The following is an 18288-nucleotide window of genomic DNA, read 5'->3' on the forward strand; positions in this document are numbered from 1 at the left end:
CGCTCAGCCCAGGCTCGTGCCCTGCTTGAACAGGCCGACCTTCAAGTCCTTGGCGCGATAGATAATCTGGTCATCGACCGAAAGCCACCCGTCGGCGATACCGAGCACCAGCTTTGAACGCATCACGCGTTTGATATCGACGTTGTACACAACCTTGCGCGCCTCGGGCAGCACCTGGCCGCTGAACTTCAGCTCGTTCAAGCCAAGCGCCCGACCGCGACCTTCGCCCCCGGTCCAGCCCAGGTAAAAGCCGACCATTTGCCACAGCGCGTCGAGGCCGAGGCAGCCCGGCATCACCGGATCGTTCTTGAAGTGGCAGCCGAAGAACCAGAGGTCGGGCTTCACGTCGAGCTCGGCGCGCACCAGCCCCTTGCCGAACTCACCGCCATTGTCGTTGATGTCAGTGATGCGGTCGAACATCAGCATCGGCGGCAACGGCAGCTGGGCATTGCCCGGGCCGAACATCTCGCCGCGGCCACAGGCCAGCAGATCTTCGTATTCGTAACCGTTGCGCCTGTTCAGCATGCACGAGCCTCTGTTTGAATTCCGGTTGAGCGGCGCTTTCTGGCGAAAATGGGCCCCGTCCCGGTCGGAGAGCAACGCCATTGCCACTGTCAGGCGCTACGCCCGCATGCCCCGGATGGACTGCGGACCGGGCTTCGATGCCCGGCTGCGCCAAGATCGGCTAAGCGGAACCGCGCGCTCTCTAACACAGGCCATTTCGGGTAGCAAAGCGCATCCATGAAGGTAAAATGACGCGATCCCGGCCCGGTTCCAAGCCTGATTAGAACCTCTCTAGTTGCGAGAAACTTGCATCTGCATCTTTCTGTTCTTATATTGCGGAGAGATATTGTTCACGCGTGCCCGAAATCTGGAAATGAACGAGAATACCGCGCCCCATCACGACGACGACGTCCATGCCGCGGCCCTCTTGTCCGGCCGCCAGCCGGCTCTGACCGGCTGCCCCTGGCACGACGTCAATGAAATGCTCCAGTCCGCCGGGCTTCGTCCGACGCGCCAGCGCATGGCACTGGGCTGGCTGTTGTTCGGCAAGGGTGCGCGTCACCTGACGGCTGAAATGCTGTACGAGGAAGCCACGCTGGCCAAGGTTCCGGTGTCGCTGGCGACCGTCTACAACACGCTGAATCAGCTCACCGACGCCGGGCTGCTCCGGCAGGTCAGCGTCGACGGCACCAAGACCTATTTCGACACCAACGTCACCACCCACCATCACTACTACCTCGAGAACAGCCATGAGCTGGTCGACATCGAGGATCCGCATCTGGCGCTGTCCAAGATGCCGGAGGTGCCGGAGGGTTACGAGATCGCGCGCATCGACATGGTCGTGCGCCTGCGCAAGAAGCGCTGACGTCGTCCTGAAATCGCTGAATTGATCGTCTTGGCCGGGCTTGTCCCGGCCATCGTTATTTGCACGGTCATTCCGGGATGGTCCGAAGGACCAGACCTCAGATGCGCAATTTGCGCATCGGGGAATCTCGGTATCCTCAGGTGCGCAATTGCGCACCATAGTTCGATGCTGACGCATCGCCCGGGATGACCCTTCGGGTCAGTTGACCTGCTCGTCCGAGTACACGCCCCAGAGGCGCTCCTGCTGGATCCAGCCGTCAAAGCCGTTGCCGGTGACCCGGCACCAGTTTGCAATGCACTTCTTCACCTGCGTGACGACGCCGGCCTGGAGTCTTGCTGCAACCGCGCTGTCGAGATCGGCGCGATCGTAGATCGGGGCGAGGTCGTCCTTGTGCTTCATGGTGACGACCGCGGTGCGGCGGCCCGACAGCAGCGAATGATAGACCCAGCCCTCGGCGCCCTCGGAATCGCGCACCCGGCGCCAATTCTCGAACTCGGCGGTGATTTCCACCGGCAGGCCTGAACGGGTGTAGACCCAGGCCACGTCATTGTCCTTGGTCGGGCCGGCACGGACGTTCACGTGGTCCGATTTGAGGCTGACATAGCGCGGCACCGGCAGGCCGCTGGCGGTCTGGGGCGTGGTGTCCTTGGCCGAATGCGAGGGGCCGACCGACGCGCTCAACCAGGTGCAAACGAGCGCCATCACCGAACAAAAACGCCCCAACGCCATCAACCCGTCTCCTGTCGAAGACCCGGCCCGAGCCGGGTCTTCACCCCAAATTCCAAAACCCGCCGCGCAAACCCCTGACCCGCCCCACGCGGGTGTTCCCCAGGCCCGATCCTTGTTGCCTTAACCCGTGGTTCTTGTCTTGGCCCGGCCTTCTGCTAGAGAGGACGGGCACTTGAACAACCAGTTTGCCCCGATTTTCCGGCCGGAAATATCGGGGGAGCTTGAAGGAAACGCCGGGGACGGACACGGCAAGGGCAGTGTCGAACAACCGGGTTAATGAGACCTCAACGACCGGCCTTTGGCGACAGAGGCGGCCTGCGACGCCTCATGAGAGCAGGACATGTCGGTGAAGAAAAAGCCCCTCGTCGTGGTGACGCGCAAGCTGCCGGATTCGATCGAGACGCGGATGCGCGAATTGTTCGACGCGCGGATCAATCTCGAGGACACGCCGATGTCCGCCGACCAGATCGCGGAAGCCGCACGCACCGCCGACGTGCTGGTTCCGACCGTCACCGACCATATCAGCGCCGACATCGTCAACCAGCCCGACTGCAAGCTGCGGCTGATCGCCAATTTCGGCAACGGCGTCGACAATATCGACGTCGAGGCCGCGCATGCCCGCGGCATCACCGTCACCAACACGCCGAAAGTCCTGACCGAGGACACCGCCGACATGACCATGGCGCTGATCCTCGCCGTGCCCAGGCGGATGATCGAAGGCGCCTCGATCCTGACGGAGGGAAAACCCTGGCCGGGCTGGTCGCCGACCTGGATGCTCGGCCACCGTATCGGCGGCAAGCGGCTCGGCATCATCGGCATGGGCCGCATCGGCCAGGCGGTGGCGCGCCGCGCCCGCGCCTTCGGCCTGCAGATCCACTATCACAACCGCCGTCCCGTAGCGCCGAAGATCGCCGAAGAGCTGGGGGCGACCTATTGGGAAAGCCTCGACCAGATGCTGGCGCGGATGGACATCATCTCGGTGAACTGCCCGCACACGCCGGCGACCTATCATTTGCTCTCGGCGCGGCGGCTGAAGCTGATCCGCAAAGACGCCTACATCGTCAACACCGCGCGCGGCGAGGTGACCGACGAGGACACGCTGATCAAGCTGATCGAAGGCGGCGAGATCGCCGGCGCCGGCCTCGACGTCTACGAGCACGAGCCCGCGGTGAATCCAAAACTGGTGCGGCTCGCCAAGGCCGGCAAGGTGACACTGCTGCCGCACATGGGCTCGGCCACGATCGAAGGCCGCGTCGAGATGGGCGAGAAGGTGATCATCAACATCCGCACCTTCCTCGACGCCCACAAGCCGCCGGATCGCGTGCTGCCGAGCATGCTCTGAGGTTTCACTGCCACCTCTACTCGCGGTGGATGCTCAAATCGTCGAACACCGGCCCATCGCCGTTGAGCGGGTTGGCCGGATCGCGTTCGTAGCGCAGTGTCTCGAAGCGCATCGCGCGCGCATCGATCATCAGGAGGCGGCCGACCAGCCCGTCGCCGAAACCGACGATCTCGCGGATCGCCTCCATCGCCATCATCGATCCCAGCACGCCCGCCAGCGCACCCATGACGCCGGCTTCCGCGCAGGCCGGAACGGTGCCCGGCGGCGGCGCTTCCGGAAACAGGCAGCGATAGGTCGGATTGAATTCGCCCTGCTCGTTGGTCTCGTGCGCGCGGATGGTGGTGAGCGAGCCGTCGAAGGTGCCGAGCGCCGCCGTGATCAGCGGCCGCTTCGCGAAGAAGCAGGCGTCCGAGACCAGATAGCGCGTCGAGAAATTATCGGAGCCGTCGAGCACGAGGTCGTAATCGCCGATCAGGCTGAGCGCATTGTCCGCATTCAGCCAGGTGGCGTGGCCGACGAAACGGACATGCGGATTGAGCGCTGCAATCCGTTCGGCGGCGCTCTCGACCTTGTGCCGGCCGATATCGGGCGTGGTGTGGATCACCTGGCGCTGCAAATTGGACAGCGACACCACGTCGTCATCGACCACGCCGAGCGTGCCGATACCGGCGGCGGCCAGATACATCAGCGCCGGCGCGCCGAGCCCGCCGGCACCGACCACCAGCGCGGAGGCCCGCTTCAGCGCGGCCTGGCCCGGTCCGCCGACGTCGCGCAGCACGATATGGCGGGCATAGCGTTCGAGTTCGTCCGGGCTCAGCATCGTCGTACGCCTCTCCTAACACGCCCTTGCTCTCGATCCTCATGGTGAGGAGCGCGGAACGCGCGTCTCGAACCATGAAGGCCCCGATGTCGCCTGTGGCCATCCTTCGAGACGCCGCCTTCGGGCCGCTCCTGAGGATGAGGATCTCGGTTTATGGCCACTAAGCCACCTGAACCACCGCTACATTGTTCGCGACCAACGAGATGTGCTTGAATGACATTGCGTTCAATGGGCTGGCTGGATTTGTCATGAGATCGATGCTTGCGGCAACACTGATGTTTGCGTCTGCCACAGGCGCGAACGCCCAGATGACGACGCCGCAGATCCCCGGTACCAAGCCGAAGCCGGTCCAGACCGTGCCGATCCGGCCACCCGCAATGCAGACGCCGTCGGCGACGGCGGACGCGATGGCGCAGGCGGAGCGGCTGTCGCTGCAATCCGACCTCGCCTGGGTCGGCCAATACAACGGCGCCATCACCGGCGACGTCAGCGCGCGGCTGGTCACCGCCATCAAGGAATACCAGAAGGCCAAGGGCGGCAAGCCAACCGGCGTGCTCAATCCGCAGGAGCGCGCCGCGCTGGCCGAGACGGCGCGAAAGAAGCAGGACGGCGTCGGCTGGAAGATCGTGACGGAGCCGACCAGCGGCGCCCGGCTCGGTATCCCCTCGAAACTGGTGCCGCAGCAGGCGAGCGACGCCAACGGCTCGAAATGGACTTCGCCGACGGGAACCGTGCAGGTGCTGCTCAGCCGCCGCAAGGAGGCGAACCCGACCACGGCAAAACTCGCGGATCTCGAGAAGGAGCCGTCCGGGCGCAAGGTCGATTACACCGTGGTGAAGCCGGATTTCTTCGTGCTGTCCGGCTTGCAGGGCCTGAAGAAATTTTACGTCCGCGGCACCTTTAGAGGCGACGAGGTCCGCACCATGACGATCCTCTACGACCAGGCGACCGAGAACACGGTCGAGCCGGTCGTGATCGCGATGTCGAGCGCGTTCAATGCGTTTCCGCCAGGCCCGCAGGCCGGGCCGCCGCCCCGCAAGACCGTCGAGTACGGCACCGGCCTCGTCGTCAGCGACGACGGCGCGATCGTCACCGACCGGCTCGTCACCGACAACTGTCTTGCCATCACGATCGCCGGCTATGGCAGCGCCGATCGCCTCGCCGAGGACAAGGAGCGCGGTCTCGCACTCCTGCATATCTACGGCGCGCGCGCCCTGAAGCCGTTCAGCCTCGCTGGCGGCGCAGCAAAGACGAACGTGGATGTCGTCGGCATCGCTGATCCCCAGAGCCAGGGCGGCGCGGCCGGCGTGTCGGTGGTCAAGGCCGCACTTGCGCCGGTCCCGAGCAGCGATTCCATGCTGTCCCCGCCGCCGGCGGTCGGGTTGTCCGGTGGTCCGGCGATCGATGGCGACGGCAAGTTCGCCGGCATTGCGCTGTTGAAGCCGGCGATGGTCGCGGGGCCCGCGACATCGGTGCCGGCGTCACAGGCGGTGATGGTGTCCGCGGACGCGGTGCGCGAATTCCTGAAGGCGAACGAGGTCACAGCGAACGGCCCCTCGACGGATGCAAAAGCTGCCGTCGTGCGCGTGATCTGCGTGCGGAAGTAGGTCTAACGCCAACTCTCGTGTCCCGGACGCGGTGCGGCGCGTAGTGTCGCGCCGCTGAGCCGGGACCCGTGCTTCCTCAAATTCCGTGCAAGTGGCTTTCTGGGCCCCGGCTCCGCAGCGCATCACTGGCGTGCTGCGCTTTGTCCGCGGCACGAGCTCAACCGAGCCGCGAGCATCGTCACACGTACGACTACTGGTCCAGTAATGGTACGGATTAGCTGGCCATCCCTATTCCGCCATCATCGTTACTGCTGATTCGGACCTCCGCGATCCCCCTTTGGATCGGGCCGGCACGTCCTGAGCTAGAAGGCTCAGCATCGAGATCGATGCACGTTCGCGTGGCGTATTCCTGACCCAAGCATTCCAAAGGATTGATCTTCAAATGCACACGATCGTACTGGCCACCCAAAAGGGTGGCAGCGGCAAGAGCACGCTCGCCATCGGCCTCGCGCTGGCGGCCAAGCAGGCCGGCTTCACCGTCCGCCTGATCGAGACCGACCCGCAGGGCACCCTGTCGAACTGGCAGCGCCGCCGCACCGCCGATGATCTCGTCGTCGAGCCGATCTATCACGCCGCCGACATCGAGCCGCGCCTGAAGATGCTGGCTGACAGCGGCCTGCAGCTTGCGATCGTCGACACCGCAGCCGGCCTCAGCGCTGCGACCACCGCTGCGATCCGCCATTCCGATCTCTGCCTGATCCCGGCCCGCCCGAGCGTCGCCGACATCGAAGCGACCGTCTCGACGCTCAGCGTCGCGCGCGCCTGGAAGCGACCCTACAGCTTCGTGCTCAACCAGACACCGATCCGCGGCCAGCGCATCGACAATGCCGCCAATACCCTCGCCGAGGAAGCCGCGCTCGATCTTTCGGACGTGCTCGCGCGCCCGCTGATCGTGATGCGCAACGATCACCAGGACTCGCTCGCGAACGGCCTTGCGGTGAGCGAATTCGCGCCGAACGGCAAGTCGGCGGACGAGATCCGCGGCCTCTGGCGCTGGATCGAAACCCGGCTCGAGCTCGAAGCCACGGCCAATGTCCTGATCGACCAGGACATCTCGGCTGCGGACGGCATGCTTCACGTCGCGACCGAGCTTGCTGCCGACGAGACCACGACACTGGCGTCCTGAGCGGGGCGATCGCTCAGACGACAGCCGGCCCTTCACCATCCGGAAGGGCCCCAGCGACGAAGCAATCCGGCCACCAGCCCGGCTGGATTGCTTCGCTTCGCGTTTTTCAGGGACCCCATCCATCCGTCATTGCGAGCGCAGCGAAGCAATCCAGAGTCCCTCCATGGAAAGATTCTGGATTGCTTCGCTGCGCTCGCTATGACGCGCGTGGTGGGCTTCGTCACCCTCGCCTAGACTCACGGTCTTGCGGTCGCAGGCCTCATCCTCATTTCTGACATTTCGGACACCAGAAGGTCGACCGGCCGTTCTGGGTGAAGCGCTTCACCGTGCCGCCACACCCCGGCGTCTTGCAGGTCTCGCCTTCGCGGTCGTAGACCTTGAACGAGTGCTGGAAATAGCCGAGCTCGCCCGAGGTCTGGCGATGATCGCGCAGGCTGGAGCCGCCGGCCTTGATGGCGTCGTTCAGCACGGTGTGAATCGCACTCACCAGCCGCTTCGCATGATCGGTCGGCTCGCCGCCACCAGTGCCCTTGCGACCCTTGGTCGCGAGCGTCGCGGCGATCCGGCGCGGCGACAGGTGCGAGCGATGCAGGGCTTCGCAGACATAGATGTTGCCGAGCCCCGCCACCACGCGCTGGTCGAGCAGCGCGGCCTTCAGGCTGGTGGTCTTGCCTTCGCAGGACCGCGCCAGCATCGCGGCGTCGAATTCATTGCCGAGCGGCTCGGGACCGAGGTCGCGCAGCAGCGGCTCCTCGTCGAGCGCGTTACGTGCGATCACTTTCATGTAACCGAAGCGGCGCGGGTCGTTGAAGACGATGTCGGCGCCAGAGGACATCCGAAACAGCACGTGGTCGTGCGTGGAGTCCTTCCCCCTGGGATAATGAAACTCGCCGGGAGCAGCCTCGTTGTCCGGCTTGATGACGCGGAACGAGCCCGACATGCCCAGATGCATCAAGAGCACATCGCCGGAGGCGAGATCGGCCATGAGATATTTTGCACGGCGGCCGAGCCCCGTGACGATCTGCCCCTGAAGCCGGGCCACGAAGTCCGGCTGGAACGGAAAGCGCAGGTCCGGCCGGCGGGCCTCCGCGACCAGGATTTTCGCACCCTCCATGACGGGCTGAAGGCCGCGGCGAACGGTCTCGACTTCGGGCAATTCAGGCATGGTCAGGCATTCACCTTATGAGGGCGGTGTGATAGCGCCATTGCGGCGGGCGCGCTATGGTTCGCCCAGTGGAGTAGAGTAATGGATCGGCCGGGCGAAACCACGCATTTTGGCTTCAGGGACGTCCCCCTCGGGGACAAGCAGACGCTGGTGAACGACGTGTTTCACAGCGTGGCGTCGCGCTATGATTTGATGAACGATTTGATGTCCGGTGGCCTGCACCGGGTCTGGAAGGACATCATGATCACCGCGCTCGACCCGCCCAGGGGCGACCGGCCGTTCGCGTTGCTCGACGTGGCCGGCGGCACCGGCGACATCTCGTTCCGCGCCGCCAAGGCGGCGGGCCCCGGCTTCCATGCCACGGTCTGCGACATCAACACCGACATGCTGGCGGTGGGCCGCGAGCGCGCCGCGAAGCGCCATCTCGAAACCCGGGTCGATTTCGTCGAAGGCAATGCCGAAGCGCTCGCCTTCGCCGACCGCAGCTTCGACGGATATACGATCGCTTTCGGCATTCGCAATGTGCCCCGGATCGATCTGGCGCTGCGCGAGGCCTATCGCGTGCTCAAGCCCGGCAGCCGCTTCCTGTGCCTGGAATTCTCCACCGTCGAGATGCCCGGGCTCGACCGGATCTACGACCTGTTCTCGTTCAAGGTGATCCCGCCGCTCGGCCGGATGATCACGGGCGATGCCGAGTCTTACCAATATCTCGTCGAATCCATCCGCAAGTTTCCCAAACCCAACGCCTTCGCCGACATGATCCGCGACGCCGGCTTCGCCCGCGTCAGCTGGCAGACATTGTCCGGCGGAATCGTCGCACTGCATTCGGGCTGGCGTTTGTGATCTCTGCCTTCACCCACATTGCGCGCCTGATCCGCGCTGCGTTCGTGTTTGCGCGCGAGGGCGTGTTCGGCTCGGTCGATCCGAGCCTGGTGCCGCCGCCGGGACAGCTCGCGCTGAAGCTGGCGCGCCTCATCGAACGGCGCGGCGTCAAGCACGGCCCGCGGATATCGCGTGCGCTGACGCGGATGGGCCCCGCCTATCTCAAGCTCGGACAATTCCTGGCCACGCGCCCCGACGTCGTCGGCGTCATCATGGCGCGCGACCTCGAGAGTCTCCAGGACCGCCTGCCGCCGTTTCCGCAGGACGAAGCCGAAGCCGCCATCGCGACCTCGCTGGAGCGGCCGCTGAAGGACGTGTTTGTGAGCTTCGGGCCCCCCGTCGCGGCCGCGTCGATCGCGCAGGTGCATCGCGGCGAGGTCTTGCACGCCGGCATCCGCAAGTCGGTCGCGGTCAAGGTGCTCAGGCCCAACGTGGCCTCACGCTTCCGCCGTGATCTCTCCGACTTCTTCTTCGTCGCAAACAAAGCCGAGACCTACTCGGCCGAAGCGCGGCGGCTGCGCCTCATCGAGGTCATCAACACCATGTCGCGCTCGGTCGCCATGGAGATGGATCTGCGGCTGGAAGCTGCGGCGCTGTCGGAGATGGCGGAGAACACGCAGGGCGATCCTGATTTCCGCGTGCCGTCCGTGGACTGGGACCGCACCACGCACAACGTGCTGACGATGGAGTGGATCGACGGCATCGCGCTGAACGATCACAAGCGGCTGGCAGAATCGCAGGTCGACCTGCCCGATCTCGGCCGCAAGGTGATCCAGAGCTTCCTGCGGCACGCGCTGCGCGACGGCTTCTTCCACGCCGACATGCATCCGGGCAATCTGTTCCTGGATGACGCGGGACGACTCGTCGCGGTCGATTTCGGCATCATGGGCCGGCTCGGCATGAAGGAGCGGCGTTTTCTCGCGGAAATCCTGCTCGGCTTCATCACCCGCGATTATCGCCGCGTCGCCGAGGTGCATTTCGAGGCGGGCTACGTGCCCGCGCATCACTCGGTCGAGAACTTTGCGCAAGCCATCCGCGCCATCGGCGAGCCGATCCACAACCGCACGGCGGAAGAGATCTCGATGGCGCGGCTCTTGACGCTGCTGCTCGAGGTCACCGGCCTGTTCGACATGACGACGCGGCCCGAGCTGATCCTGCTGCAGAAGACCATGGTGGTGGTCGAGGGCGTGGCGCGCGGCTTCGATCCCAAGCTCGACATCTGGAAGATCGCCGACCCCGTGGTGCGCGAATGGATCGAGCGCAATCTCGGACCCATAGGCCGGGTGCAGGGTGCCCTCGCCGGGACCGGAGACATCGCGCGCGTGCTGATGCGCCTGCCGGAGATCGCCGAGCGGTCGGTGAAGGTGCTGGAGCAGCTCGAGACCATGACGCGGGAGGGCATCAGGCTGTCGCCGGAGAGCATCGCTGCGATGGGCCGCAGCGAGGGCCGCAAGAACCGCTGGCGCACCGTCGCGCTCTGGATCATCGCCGCGACCTTCATCGGGATCCTGATCGCGGTCCGGAATCTGTGATTGCCAAAAGTTTGATTGCATTGCAATCACGCGAATTATAGCATCGCCATCATTTCGTGCTGGAGGGCGTCATGGCAAGCCTGACCATCCGCAAGCTCGACGACGGCGTCAAAACCTATTTGCGGCTGCGCTCGGCCAAGAACCGCAGATCGGTCGAGGAAGAGGTCCGGGTCATCCTGCGGGAGCTGATCGAGGGCCGGGAGGAGCCGCTGACGCCGTTTTCGGCGCCGCCGGCGGCCTCCGTCGCCCCCACCCCTCAGCGCACCGGCGCCGTCCCTGAGGCCAGCGTCACCCTGATCATCGGCGGCGGGATCGCGGCCTATAAATCGCTCGACCTGATCCGAAGGCTGAAGGAGCGCCGCGTCGAGGTCCGCTGTGTCCTAACCAAGGCCGCGCAGCAATTCGTCACGCCGCTGGCGGTCAGCGCGCTGTCGCATGAGCGTGTCTATACCGACCTGTTCGACCCCCAGAGCGAGTTCGACGCAGGCCATATCAGGCTCGCCCGCGACTGCGACCTGATCGTGGTGGCGCCGGCCACCGCCGACCTGATGGCGAAGATGGCGAACGGCCACGCCGACGATCTCGCCAGCGCGATCCTGCTCGCGACCAACCGCAAGGTGCTGCTGGCACCTGCAATGAACCCACTGATGTGGAACAATGCGGCGACGCGTCGCAACGTCGGCTTGCTCCAGCGCGACGGCGCGGTGCTGATCGGGCCCAATTCCGGCGAGATGGCGGAAGCGGGCGAAGCTGGTGTCGGCCGCATGTCTGAAGCGATCGAGATCGCCAATGCCGCCGAGCGTCTGCTGCGGCCGCCGGTGCCGCGCCCGCTCGCCGGCAAGCGCGTGTTGATCACCGCAGGTCCCACCCACGAGCCGATCGATCCGGTGCGCTACATCGCCAACCGCTCTTCCGGCAAGCAGGGCTTTGCCATCGCCGCCGCCGCACAGGCCGCCGGTGCCGAGGTGATTTTGGTGAGCGGGCCGGTCGACCTCAGCGATCCCCAGGGCGTGACGGTGAAGCATGTGGAATCGGCACGGCAGATGCTGGAGCAGGTGCAGGCCTCGCTTCCCGCCGACATCGCGATCTTTGCCGCCGCGGTCGCCGACTGGCGCGTTGCCAACGAAGGCGAGCAAAAGCTGAAGAAGACCTCGGCCGGCATGCCGCCGCTTCAGCTGATCGAGAACCCCGACATCCTCGCCACGATCTCGAAGCTGACCGACAAGCGCCCGCCGCTGGTGATCGGCTTTGCCGCCGAGACCGAGCACCTCATCGACAACGCCAAGTCAAAACTCGCCCGCAAGGGCTGCGACTGGATCGTCGCCAATGACGTCTCGCCCGCCACCGGCGTGATGGGCGGTGATCGCAACACCGTGCACCTCATCAGCAAGAATGCTGAGAAGAACGGCGAGATGACAGTTGATTCCTGGCCGGTGATGACCAAGGAACAGGTCGCCATCGAGCTGGTCGCGCACATCGCGAGAAGTGTGACCGACAAATCCCTGGAGCCGGCATCTTGAGCACGAAGGTCACTGTCGAATTGCAACGCCTGGCCCACGCCGAGGGCCTGCCAATGCCGGCCTATCAGACCACCGAGGCTGCCGGCCTCGATCTGATGGCGGCGGTGCCGGAGGGCGAGCCGATGACGCTCGCTCCCGGCCAATATGCGCTGGTGCCGACGGGCCTTGCGATCGCATTGCCGGCCGGGCACGAGGCGCAGGTGCGGCCGCGCTCGGGACTTGCCGCCAAGCACGGTGTCACCGTGCTGAACGCGCCGGGCACGATCGACGCGGACTATCGCGGCGAGATCAAGGTGATCCTGATCAACCACGGCGCGGCGCCGTTCGTGATCGAGCGCGGCGAGCGCATCGCCCAGATGGTGATCGCGCCCGTGGTGCAGGCCGCGCTGGTTCCGGTGGCCACATTGTCGGCCACCGATCGGGGCGCCGGCGGCTTCGGCTCGACCGGCCGCTAGTTTTTACACCTCTCCCGCTTGCGGGAGAGTTCGGCGCGAAGCGCCGGGTGAGGGCTCTATCCTCTGGGGGATTGTCCCGTTGCGGAGACACCCTCTCCCCGACCCTCCCCCGCAAGCGGGGGAGGGAGCGCACCTTCATCTTGGCGAGCGATCCGCATCACACGCTAACGCCCGGCAATTTCAGCCGAATCACCCGAAGAATTACGTGGGTTGGAACCGCCCGGCCGGCATTTTTGGGGGGCTATGTTTGCGTTCACGATCTGGACTCTTACCGGCGGAGTCACGGTGAGGGTATTGTCGTTTGATTCGCGCGCGACGGGGGTCGCCGCGCGTAAATTCGTGCGGTCTTGGGGCAACTATGTCAGGCGTGATCGTGTCGATGCGTCGGACGCTGCTGTCGTGCACATCGCTGGCGCGCAACGGCTTGTTGGGAGGCGCTCTTGCGGCGCTGCTGCCGGCTGCGCCGGCCGAGGCGGCCGACCTCATCGACACCCTCTCCATCATGCTGGATTTCAACCGGCAGGAACTCGCGGTGCTCGCCACCGCGCTGGCCTTGCTCGGCTTCTCGGTGGTGGCTGCGATCCTCTTGATGCGCACGCGCGTGCGCACCGCGAAGAACGAGGCGCGGCTGCGCGCCCGAATCGGGGAACTCCAGCTCCAGGCCGACCGCTTCGGCGCGCTGCTGTTCGCCGAGCCGCAGATCCTGATCTCCTGGCCGGCCGGCGACAATCGCGCGCAGATTTCCGGCGACATCTCCTTGGTGCTGCCGCGCGATTCCTCGCCGCAACGCGTGCTCGCCTTCGGAACCTGGCTGCCGCCGGAACCCGCGCTCCAGATGGATCATGCCGTCGATGCGCTGCGTGACCGTGGCGACGGGTTCCAGCTGACGCTGACCACCGCGCATGGCCACACGCTCGAGGCCATCGGCCGCGCCATCGGCGGCCAGGCCATTGTCCGGATTCGCGAACTCTCGGGGCTGCGCCGCGATCTGGCCGAGACCAATCTGCGCTACAACGCGCTCTCCGACGAGACCGAGATGCTGCGCGGCTTTGCCGCCAACGCGCCCTGGCCGATCTGGGCCAAGGGCGAGAACGGCGCGCTGACCTACGCCAACCCGGCCTATGTCCGCGCCACCGAGGCAAACAACGTCACCGACGCGCAGGAGCGCAGGCTCGAGCTGCTCGACAGCGCCGACCGCAGCGCGATGGAACGGGGACTGAAGGACACCGCCAATTTCAACGCGCGGCTGCCGATCGTGATCAGCGGCGAGCGCCGCATCTACGACGTGCGCGCGGTCAATGTCGGCAGCGGCAGCGTCGGCGTCGCCATCGATGCCAGCGAGGCGGATGCGCTCAGCTCGGCGCTGGTACGGATGGCAGAGGCGCATCGCCGCACGCTCGACCAGCTCTCCTCCGGCGTTGCCGTGTTCGACGGCCAGCGCCGGCTCGCCTTCTACAACGATTCCTACCGCCGGCTGTGGGACCTCGACCGCACCTTCCTCGACGCCAATCCCGATGATTCCAGCGTGCTGGATCAGCTCCGTGCCGCGCGAAAGCTGCCGGAGCAGCCGGACTTCCGTGCCTGGAAATCCAAGCTGCACGAGGCCTATCGCGCGGTCGAGACCACCAAGGACACCTGGTACCTGCCCGATGGCCGTGCGCTCTCGGTCGTCACCACGCCGAACCCGGAAGGCGGCGTCACCTATCTGTTCGACGATGTCACCGAGAGCCTCGAGCTCGCCCGCCGCTTCGACGGCATGATCCGGGTCCAGCGCGAGACGCTGGACAGCCTCGCCGAGGGCGTCGCCGTGTTCGGCAGCAACGGCAAGGCGCAGCTGTTCAACCCGGCCTTCGTGCGGATGTGGAAGCTGTCCAGCGATGCCATGCGCGACGAGCCGCACATCCAGACGGTGGAAGGCTGGTGCCATCAGCTGTTCGACGACCCCGCGGTCTGGCGCCAGATCCGCGAGGCCGTCACCTCGATCGAGAGCCGCGCCGACGTGCCGCTGAAGCTGGAGCGCAAGGACGGCAGCGTGCTCGACGGCATGATCCGCCCGCTGCATGACGGCGCGACCATGCTGACGTTCCAGGACATCACCGACACCGAGAACGTCGAGCGCGCGCTGCGCGAGCGCAACGAGGCGCTGGAGGCCGCCGACCAGATGAAGGTGGATTTCGTCCACCACGTCTCCTACGAGCTGCGCTCGCCGCTCACCACCATCATCGGCTTCGCGCATTTCCTCAGCGATCCCTCGACCGGGCCGCTGACGCCGAAACAGGCCGAATATCTCGACTACGTCACCAAATCGACCAACGCGCTGCTGGCGCTGACCAACAACATCCTCGATCTCGCCACCATCGACGCCGGCGCCATGAAGCTGGAACTCGGGCCGGTCGACGTCAGCAAGACCATCGAGCTGGCCGCGGAAGGCATCCAGGACCGGCTCGCCACCGACCGCATTCGCCTCAAGGTCGAGATCGCGCCCGATGTCGGCAGCTTCGTCGGCGACGAGAAGCGCGTGGTGCAGGTGCTCTATAACCTCCTCGCCAACGCCGTCGGGTTTTCTCCACAGGATTCCACGGTCGGCATCAGCGCGCGGCGTACAGAGCGTAGCGTGGTCTTCACTGTGACAGATTCCGGGCCTGGAATACCTGCCGACATGAAGGACAAGGTGTTCAACTGGTTCGAAAGCCGCTCGCAAGGCTCGCGTCACCGCGGTGCCGGGCTCGGCCTGTCGCTGGTGCGCTCCTTCGTCGAGCTGCATGGCGGCAAGGTGCGGGTGGATTCGATCGTCGGCCGGGGCACGGTCGTGATCTGTGACTTCCCGACCGACCAGGCGGCGCATCGCGACGCCGCCGAATGAGCGCGCCCACCACATTCTCCGTCGCGCTTCACAACGAGACGGCCACCGCGCAACTGATGGCCGACCTCGCGCTGCTGGTCGGTCCCGGCGATGTCATCACCCTCACCGGCGATCTCGGCGCCGGCAAGACCGCGGCCGCGCGCGCCATGATCCGCTACCTCGCCGGCGACGAGGCGCTGGAGGTGCCGAGCCCGACCTTCACCCTGGTGCAGGGCTACGAGCTGCCGCCGTTTCCGGTGATGCACGCCGATCTCTACCGCGTCGAGGACGAGAGCGAGCTCGAGGAGATCGGGTTATCGCCGCTCCCGGAAGCAACGCTCGTCCTGATCGAGTGGCCGGAGCGGGCGCCGTCGGCGATGCCACAGGATCGTATCGACATCGCGCTGACGCATCGGCCAGCGCTGGGCTCGAATGCGCGCGCCGCCGACATCACTGGTTACGGCAAGGGGGCCGCCGCTGTCGCGCGGCTGCAGGCGCTGCGCGAATTCCTCGACGCCTCCGGCTACATGGATGCAACGCGCAAACGCATGGCCGGCGATGCCTCGACCCGCTCCTATGCGCGGCTCTTGCGCGACGACGACATCGTCATCCTCATGAACTTTCCGCAGCGCCCTGATGGTGCTCCGACGTACAACGGAAAATCCTACAGCGCCGCAGTGCACCTCGCCGAGAACGTCAAACCCTTCGTCGCCATCGACGAAGGCCTGCGCGCGCAGGGCATCTCCGCGCCCGCGATCCACCATTCCGACCTCGACCATGGCTTCCTGATCACCGAGGATTTCGGCAGCGAAGGCGTGATCGAAGGCGACCCGCCACGCCCGATTGCCGAGCGCTACGAGGCCGCGACTGACGTGCTGGCCGTGCTCCACGGCAAGACGCTGCCGGAAACATTGCCGCTGGACGGACAGACCTACGCCATTCCCCTCTTCGATGCCGAGGCGCTGCTGATCGAGATCAGCTTGATGCCGGAATGGTACCTGCCCGATCGCAACGCGCCGCTGAGCGACGACAAGCGCGCCGAATTCTTCGCGATGTGGCGCGAGCTGCTGAAGAAGCCGCTGGCCGCGCCGAGGACGTGGATCATCCGCGACTATCACTCGCCCAATCTGATCTGGCTTCCGGATCGCGCCGGCATCGCGCGCGTCGGCGTGATCGATTTCCAGGACACCGTGCTCGGTCCGCAATCCTACGACGTGGTGTCGCTGCTGCAGGACGCCCGCATTGACGTGCCCGAAAGCCTCGAGCTGACGCTGCTGTCGCGCTACATCAAGGCGCGGCGCGCTGGCGATGCCGGCTTCGATCCGGCCGGGTTCGCCGAGCTCTACGCCATCATGTCGGCACAGCGGAACACGCGGCTGCTCGGCACCTTCGCCCGCCTCAACCGCCGCGATGGCAAGCCGCATTATTTGCGTCACCAGCCGCGGATCTGGACCTATCTCCAGCGCTCACTGGCGCATCCCGCGCTGAGCCCTTTGCGCGACTGGTATCTCGCCAACGTCCCACCGCCCCAAAGTCCGCCAAAGGCCTGATTCGGAGTCCGATTTACCGGCTGTTAGCCAAGACGCCGGTATTCTGGCGGCGAGGCAGCCGGATGATTACGGGCTGGAGCGGGCAGATGGCGGTAAAGACGGACCAGCGAGGCAACAGCCGGGTTGTCTTCGAGCGCGGGATCTCGGCCCAGATGATGGGAATCGACGGCACCTGGCGGCGCGACTGCACCATGGAGGACGTCTCCGAGACCGGCGCCAAGCTGACCATCGACGGCTCGGTGGAGGGCCTCCATCTGAAGGAGTTCTTTCTGCTGCTGTCGTCCACGGGACTTGCGTACCGGCGTTGCGAGCTGGCCTGGGTCAATGGCGACCAGATCGGGGTCAATTTCCTCAAGCTCGGTGACAAGAAGAAAAAGACGCGTTCCACAGCCGTCGGGGCATGATGGCAACACCCGTCGTACAACCGTCACGGCGGGTGGTTAAGGCGGTTGAGATGCGGTGCGGCTGATCTAACCTCGTGTTAGGATTGCTGCGAACGCGAAAGGTCCGAGAAAGCGAAGGATGTCCGTCAAACCGACCAAAGCCATGGTGCTCGCCGCAGGATTTGGCCTGCGCATGCGTCCGCTGACGGACAAGATGCCGAAGCCGATGGTGCCGGTGGCCGGCCAGCCGCTGCTCGACCATGTGCTCGACAAGCTCGGCCAGGCCGGTGTGACCGAGGCCGTGGTCAACGTGCATTATCTGCCGGACCAGATCATCGATCACACAGCATCGCGCCGGCTTCCGCGCGTGACAATTTCCGACGAGCGCGACCAGGTGCTCGGCACCGGCGGCGGCGTTGTCAAGGCGCTGCCGCTGCTCGGCGATGCACCGTTCTACCACGTCAATTCCGACACGCTCTGGATCGACGGCGTGCGCTCCAATTTGATGCGGCTCGCCGAGAATTTCGACCCCGCGCGGATGGACATCCTGCTGCTGATGGCGCCGACTGCGACCAGCATCGGCTATAGCGGTCGCGGCGATTACGGCATGCTGCCCGACGGCGCCCTGCGCAAGCGCAAGGAAAAGGAAGTCGTTCCGTTCGTCTATGCCGGCGCTGCGATCCTGTCGCCGTCGATCTTCGAAGGCGCGCCGCAGGGCGAGTTCTCGCTGACGAAGATGTTCGACCGCGCAGGCGAGCAGGAGCGGCTGTTCGGCCTCCGTCTCGACGGCGTCTGGATGCATGTCGGCACACCCGATGCCGTGCACGCCGCGGAAGAGGCGTTTCTGGAGAGCGTGGCGTAGGCCAGCCTCGAGGACGGTGCCGTAGGGTGGGCAAAGCGAAGCGTGCCCACCGCCTGATGCCGTCGGGAAAGATCGTGGGCACGGCGCAAGTGCGCCTTTGCCCA

Annotated in this window: 16 protein-coding genes; 12 read left to right on the top strand and 4 right to left on the bottom strand. The window is 65.5% G+C overall.

Features of this window, described 5'->3' with window-relative positions:
- Positions 1-3: 3 nt before the first annotated feature.
- The gene (fabA, locus tag AABA84_RS20090; protein WP_018323402.1) at positions 4-525 is read right to left on the bottom strand and encodes a bifunctional 3-hydroxydecanoyl-ACP dehydratase/trans-2-decenoyl-ACP isomerase; all 522 of its coding nucleotides are present in this window, start codon (positions 523-525) and stop codon (positions 4-6) included.
- A gap of 352 nt (positions 526-877) precedes the next feature.
- Here fabA and irrA point away from each other — a divergent pair, with 352 nt between their 5' ends.
- Positions 878-1369, top strand: a complete 492-nt coding sequence (irrA, locus tag AABA84_RS20095) for an iron response transcriptional regulator IrrA (protein WP_094894280.1) — start codon at positions 878-880, stop codon at positions 1367-1369.
- Between the two features lie 198 nt (positions 1370-1567).
- On the opposite strand, the gene AABA84_RS20100 is transcribed toward irrA, so the two are convergent.
- Entirely contained in the window at positions 1568-2098 is a 531-nt protein-coding gene (locus AABA84_RS20100; protein WP_212243474.1) for an SH3 domain-containing protein, read from the bottom strand.
- Between the two features lie 340 nt (positions 2099-2438).
- On the opposite strand from AABA84_RS20100, the gene AABA84_RS20105 reads away from it, so the two are divergent.
- On the top strand, positions 2439-3440 hold the full coding sequence (locus AABA84_RS20105) for a 2-hydroxyacid dehydrogenase (protein ID WP_212243473.1): 1002 nt from the start codon (positions 2439-2441) through the stop codon (positions 3438-3440).
- Positions 3441-3456: 16 nt separating this feature from the next.
- Here AABA84_RS20105 and AABA84_RS20110 read toward each other — a convergent pair whose 3' ends face one another.
- Positions 3457-4260, bottom strand: a complete 804-nt coding sequence (locus tag AABA84_RS20110; protein WP_038949454.1) for a HesA/MoeB/ThiF family protein — start codon at positions 4258-4260, stop codon at positions 3457-3459.
- Positions 4261-4508: 248 nt separating this feature from the next.
- Here AABA84_RS20110 and AABA84_RS20115 point away from each other — a divergent pair, with 248 nt between their 5' ends.
- A complete protein-coding gene (locus AABA84_RS20115; protein WP_338312861.1) occupies positions 4509-5867 on the top strand; it encodes a peptidoglycan-binding protein in 1359 nt (452 codons plus the stop codon).
- 382 nt (positions 5868-6249) lie between these two features.
- Positions 6250-6993, top strand: coding sequence for a ParA family protein (locus AABA84_RS20120; RefSeq protein ID WP_338312863.1), 744 nt, complete (start codon positions 6250-6252; stop codon positions 6991-6993).
- Positions 6994-7258: 265 nt separating this feature from the next.
- Here AABA84_RS20120 and mutM read toward each other — a convergent pair whose 3' ends face one another.
- Entirely contained in the window at positions 7259-8158 is a 900-nt protein-coding gene (mutM, locus tag AABA84_RS20125; RefSeq protein ID WP_212243465.1) for a bifunctional DNA-formamidopyrimidine glycosylase/DNA-(apurinic or apyrimidinic site) lyase, read from the bottom strand.
- Between the two features lie 81 nt (positions 8159-8239).
- Between mutM and ubiE the strand changes: the two genes are divergently transcribed.
- From ubiE to AABA84_RS20165, 8 genes are all read left to right on the top strand, one after another.
- Positions 8240-9001: a bifunctional demethylmenaquinone methyltransferase/2-methoxy-6-polyprenyl-1,4-benzoquinol methylase UbiE gene (ubiE, locus tag AABA84_RS20130; protein ID WP_212243463.1), complete on the top strand. Its 762-nt coding sequence runs from the start codon at positions 8240-8242 to the stop codon at positions 8999-9001.
- On the top strand, positions 8998-10572 hold the full coding sequence (gene ubiB, locus AABA84_RS20135) for a 2-polyprenylphenol 6-hydroxylase (RefSeq protein ID WP_212243461.1): 1575 nt from the start codon (positions 8998-9000) through the stop codon (positions 10570-10572). Before ubiE ends, ubiB begins: the two co-directional genes overlap by 4 nt.
- A 71-nt stretch (positions 10573-10643) precedes the next feature.
- Complete coding sequence (gene coaBC, locus AABA84_RS20140; RefSeq protein ID WP_338312864.1) at positions 10644-12092, top strand: bifunctional phosphopantothenoylcysteine decarboxylase/phosphopantothenate--cysteine ligase CoaBC; 1449 nt, start codon at positions 10644-10646, stop codon at positions 12090-12092.
- Positions 12089-12547: a dUTP diphosphatase gene (gene dut / locus AABA84_RS20145; protein WP_212243454.1), complete on the top strand. Its 459-nt coding sequence runs from the start codon at positions 12089-12091 to the stop codon at positions 12545-12547. The genes coaBC and dut overlap by 4 nt, the downstream gene beginning before the upstream one ends.
- Before the next feature lie 358 nt (positions 12548-12905).
- Complete coding sequence (locus AABA84_RS20150) at positions 12906-15410, top strand: sensor histidine kinase (RefSeq protein ID WP_338308763.1); 2505 nt, start codon at positions 12906-12908, stop codon at positions 15408-15410.
- Positions 15407-16939, top strand: a complete 1533-nt coding sequence (tsaE, locus tag AABA84_RS20155; protein ID WP_338312866.1) for a tRNA (adenosine(37)-N6)-threonylcarbamoyltransferase complex ATPase subunit type 1 TsaE — start codon at positions 15407-15409, stop codon at positions 16937-16939. The genes AABA84_RS20150 and tsaE overlap by 4 nt, the downstream gene beginning before the upstream one ends.
- Positions 16940-17025: 86 nt before the next feature.
- A complete protein-coding gene (locus AABA84_RS20160) occupies positions 17026-17343 on the top strand; it encodes a PilZ domain-containing protein (RefSeq protein WP_212243443.1) in 318 nt (105 codons plus the stop codon).
- 118 nt (positions 17344-17461) lie between these two features.
- A complete protein-coding gene (locus tag AABA84_RS20165; RefSeq protein WP_338312868.1) occupies positions 17462-18184 on the top strand; it encodes a nucleotidyltransferase family protein in 723 nt (240 codons plus the stop codon).
- Positions 18185-18288 lie beyond the last annotated feature (104 nt).

It is taken from the genome of Bradyrhizobium sp. TM239, assembly GCF_036247985.1.
GTDB classification, from domain to species: Bacteria; Pseudomonadota; Alphaproteobacteria; order Rhizobiales; family Xanthobacteraceae; genus Bradyrhizobium; species Bradyrhizobium ottawaense.

Excerpts from the sequence above, each read along its gene's own strand:
- fabA (WP_018323402.1), bottom strand. The coding sequence starts at position 525 with ATGCTGAACAGGCGCAACGGTTACGAATACGAAGATCTGCTGGCCTGT.
- irrA (WP_094894280.1), top strand. The coding sequence starts at position 878 with ATGAACGAGAATACCGCGCCCCATCACGACGACGACGTCCATGCCGCG.
- AABA84_RS20100 (WP_212243474.1), bottom strand. The coding sequence starts at position 2,098 with ATGGCGTTGGGGCGTTTTTGTTCGGTGATGGCGCTCGTTTGCACCTGG.
- AABA84_RS20105 (WP_212243473.1), top strand. The coding sequence starts at position 2,439 with ATGTCGGTGAAGAAAAAGCCCCTCGTCGTGGTGACGCGCAAGCTGCCG.
- AABA84_RS20110 (WP_038949454.1), bottom strand. The coding sequence starts at position 4,260 with ATGCTGAGCCCGGACGAACTCGAACGCTATGCCCGCCATATCGTGCTG.
- AABA84_RS20115 (WP_338312861.1), top strand. The coding sequence starts at position 4,509 with ATGAGATCGATGCTTGCGGCAACACTGATGTTTGCGTCTGCCACAGGC.
- AABA84_RS20120 (WP_338312863.1), top strand. The coding sequence starts at position 6,250 with ATGCACACGATCGTACTGGCCACCCAAAAGGGTGGCAGCGGCAAGAGC.
- mutM (WP_212243465.1), bottom strand. The coding sequence starts at position 8,158 with ATGCCTGAATTGCCCGAAGTCGAGACCGTTCGCCGCGGCCTTCAGCCC.
- ubiE (WP_212243463.1), top strand. The coding sequence starts at position 8,240 with ATGGATCGGCCGGGCGAAACCACGCATTTTGGCTTCAGGGACGTCCCC.
- coaBC (WP_338312864.1), top strand. The coding sequence starts at position 10,644 with ATGGCAAGCCTGACCATCCGCAAGCTCGACGACGGCGTCAAAACCTAT.
- AABA84_RS20150 (WP_338308763.1), top strand. The coding sequence starts at position 12,906 with ATGTCAGGCGTGATCGTGTCGATGCGTCGGACGCTGCTGTCGTGCACA.
- tsaE (WP_338312866.1), top strand. The coding sequence starts at position 15,407 with ATGAGCGCGCCCACCACATTCTCCGTCGCGCTTCACAACGAGACGGCC.
- AABA84_RS20160 (WP_212243443.1), top strand. The coding sequence starts at position 17,026 with ATGGCGGTAAAGACGGACCAGCGAGGCAACAGCCGGGTTGTCTTCGAG.
- AABA84_RS20165 (WP_338312868.1), top strand. The coding sequence starts at position 17,462 with ATGTCCGTCAAACCGACCAAAGCCATGGTGCTCGCCGCAGGATTTGGC.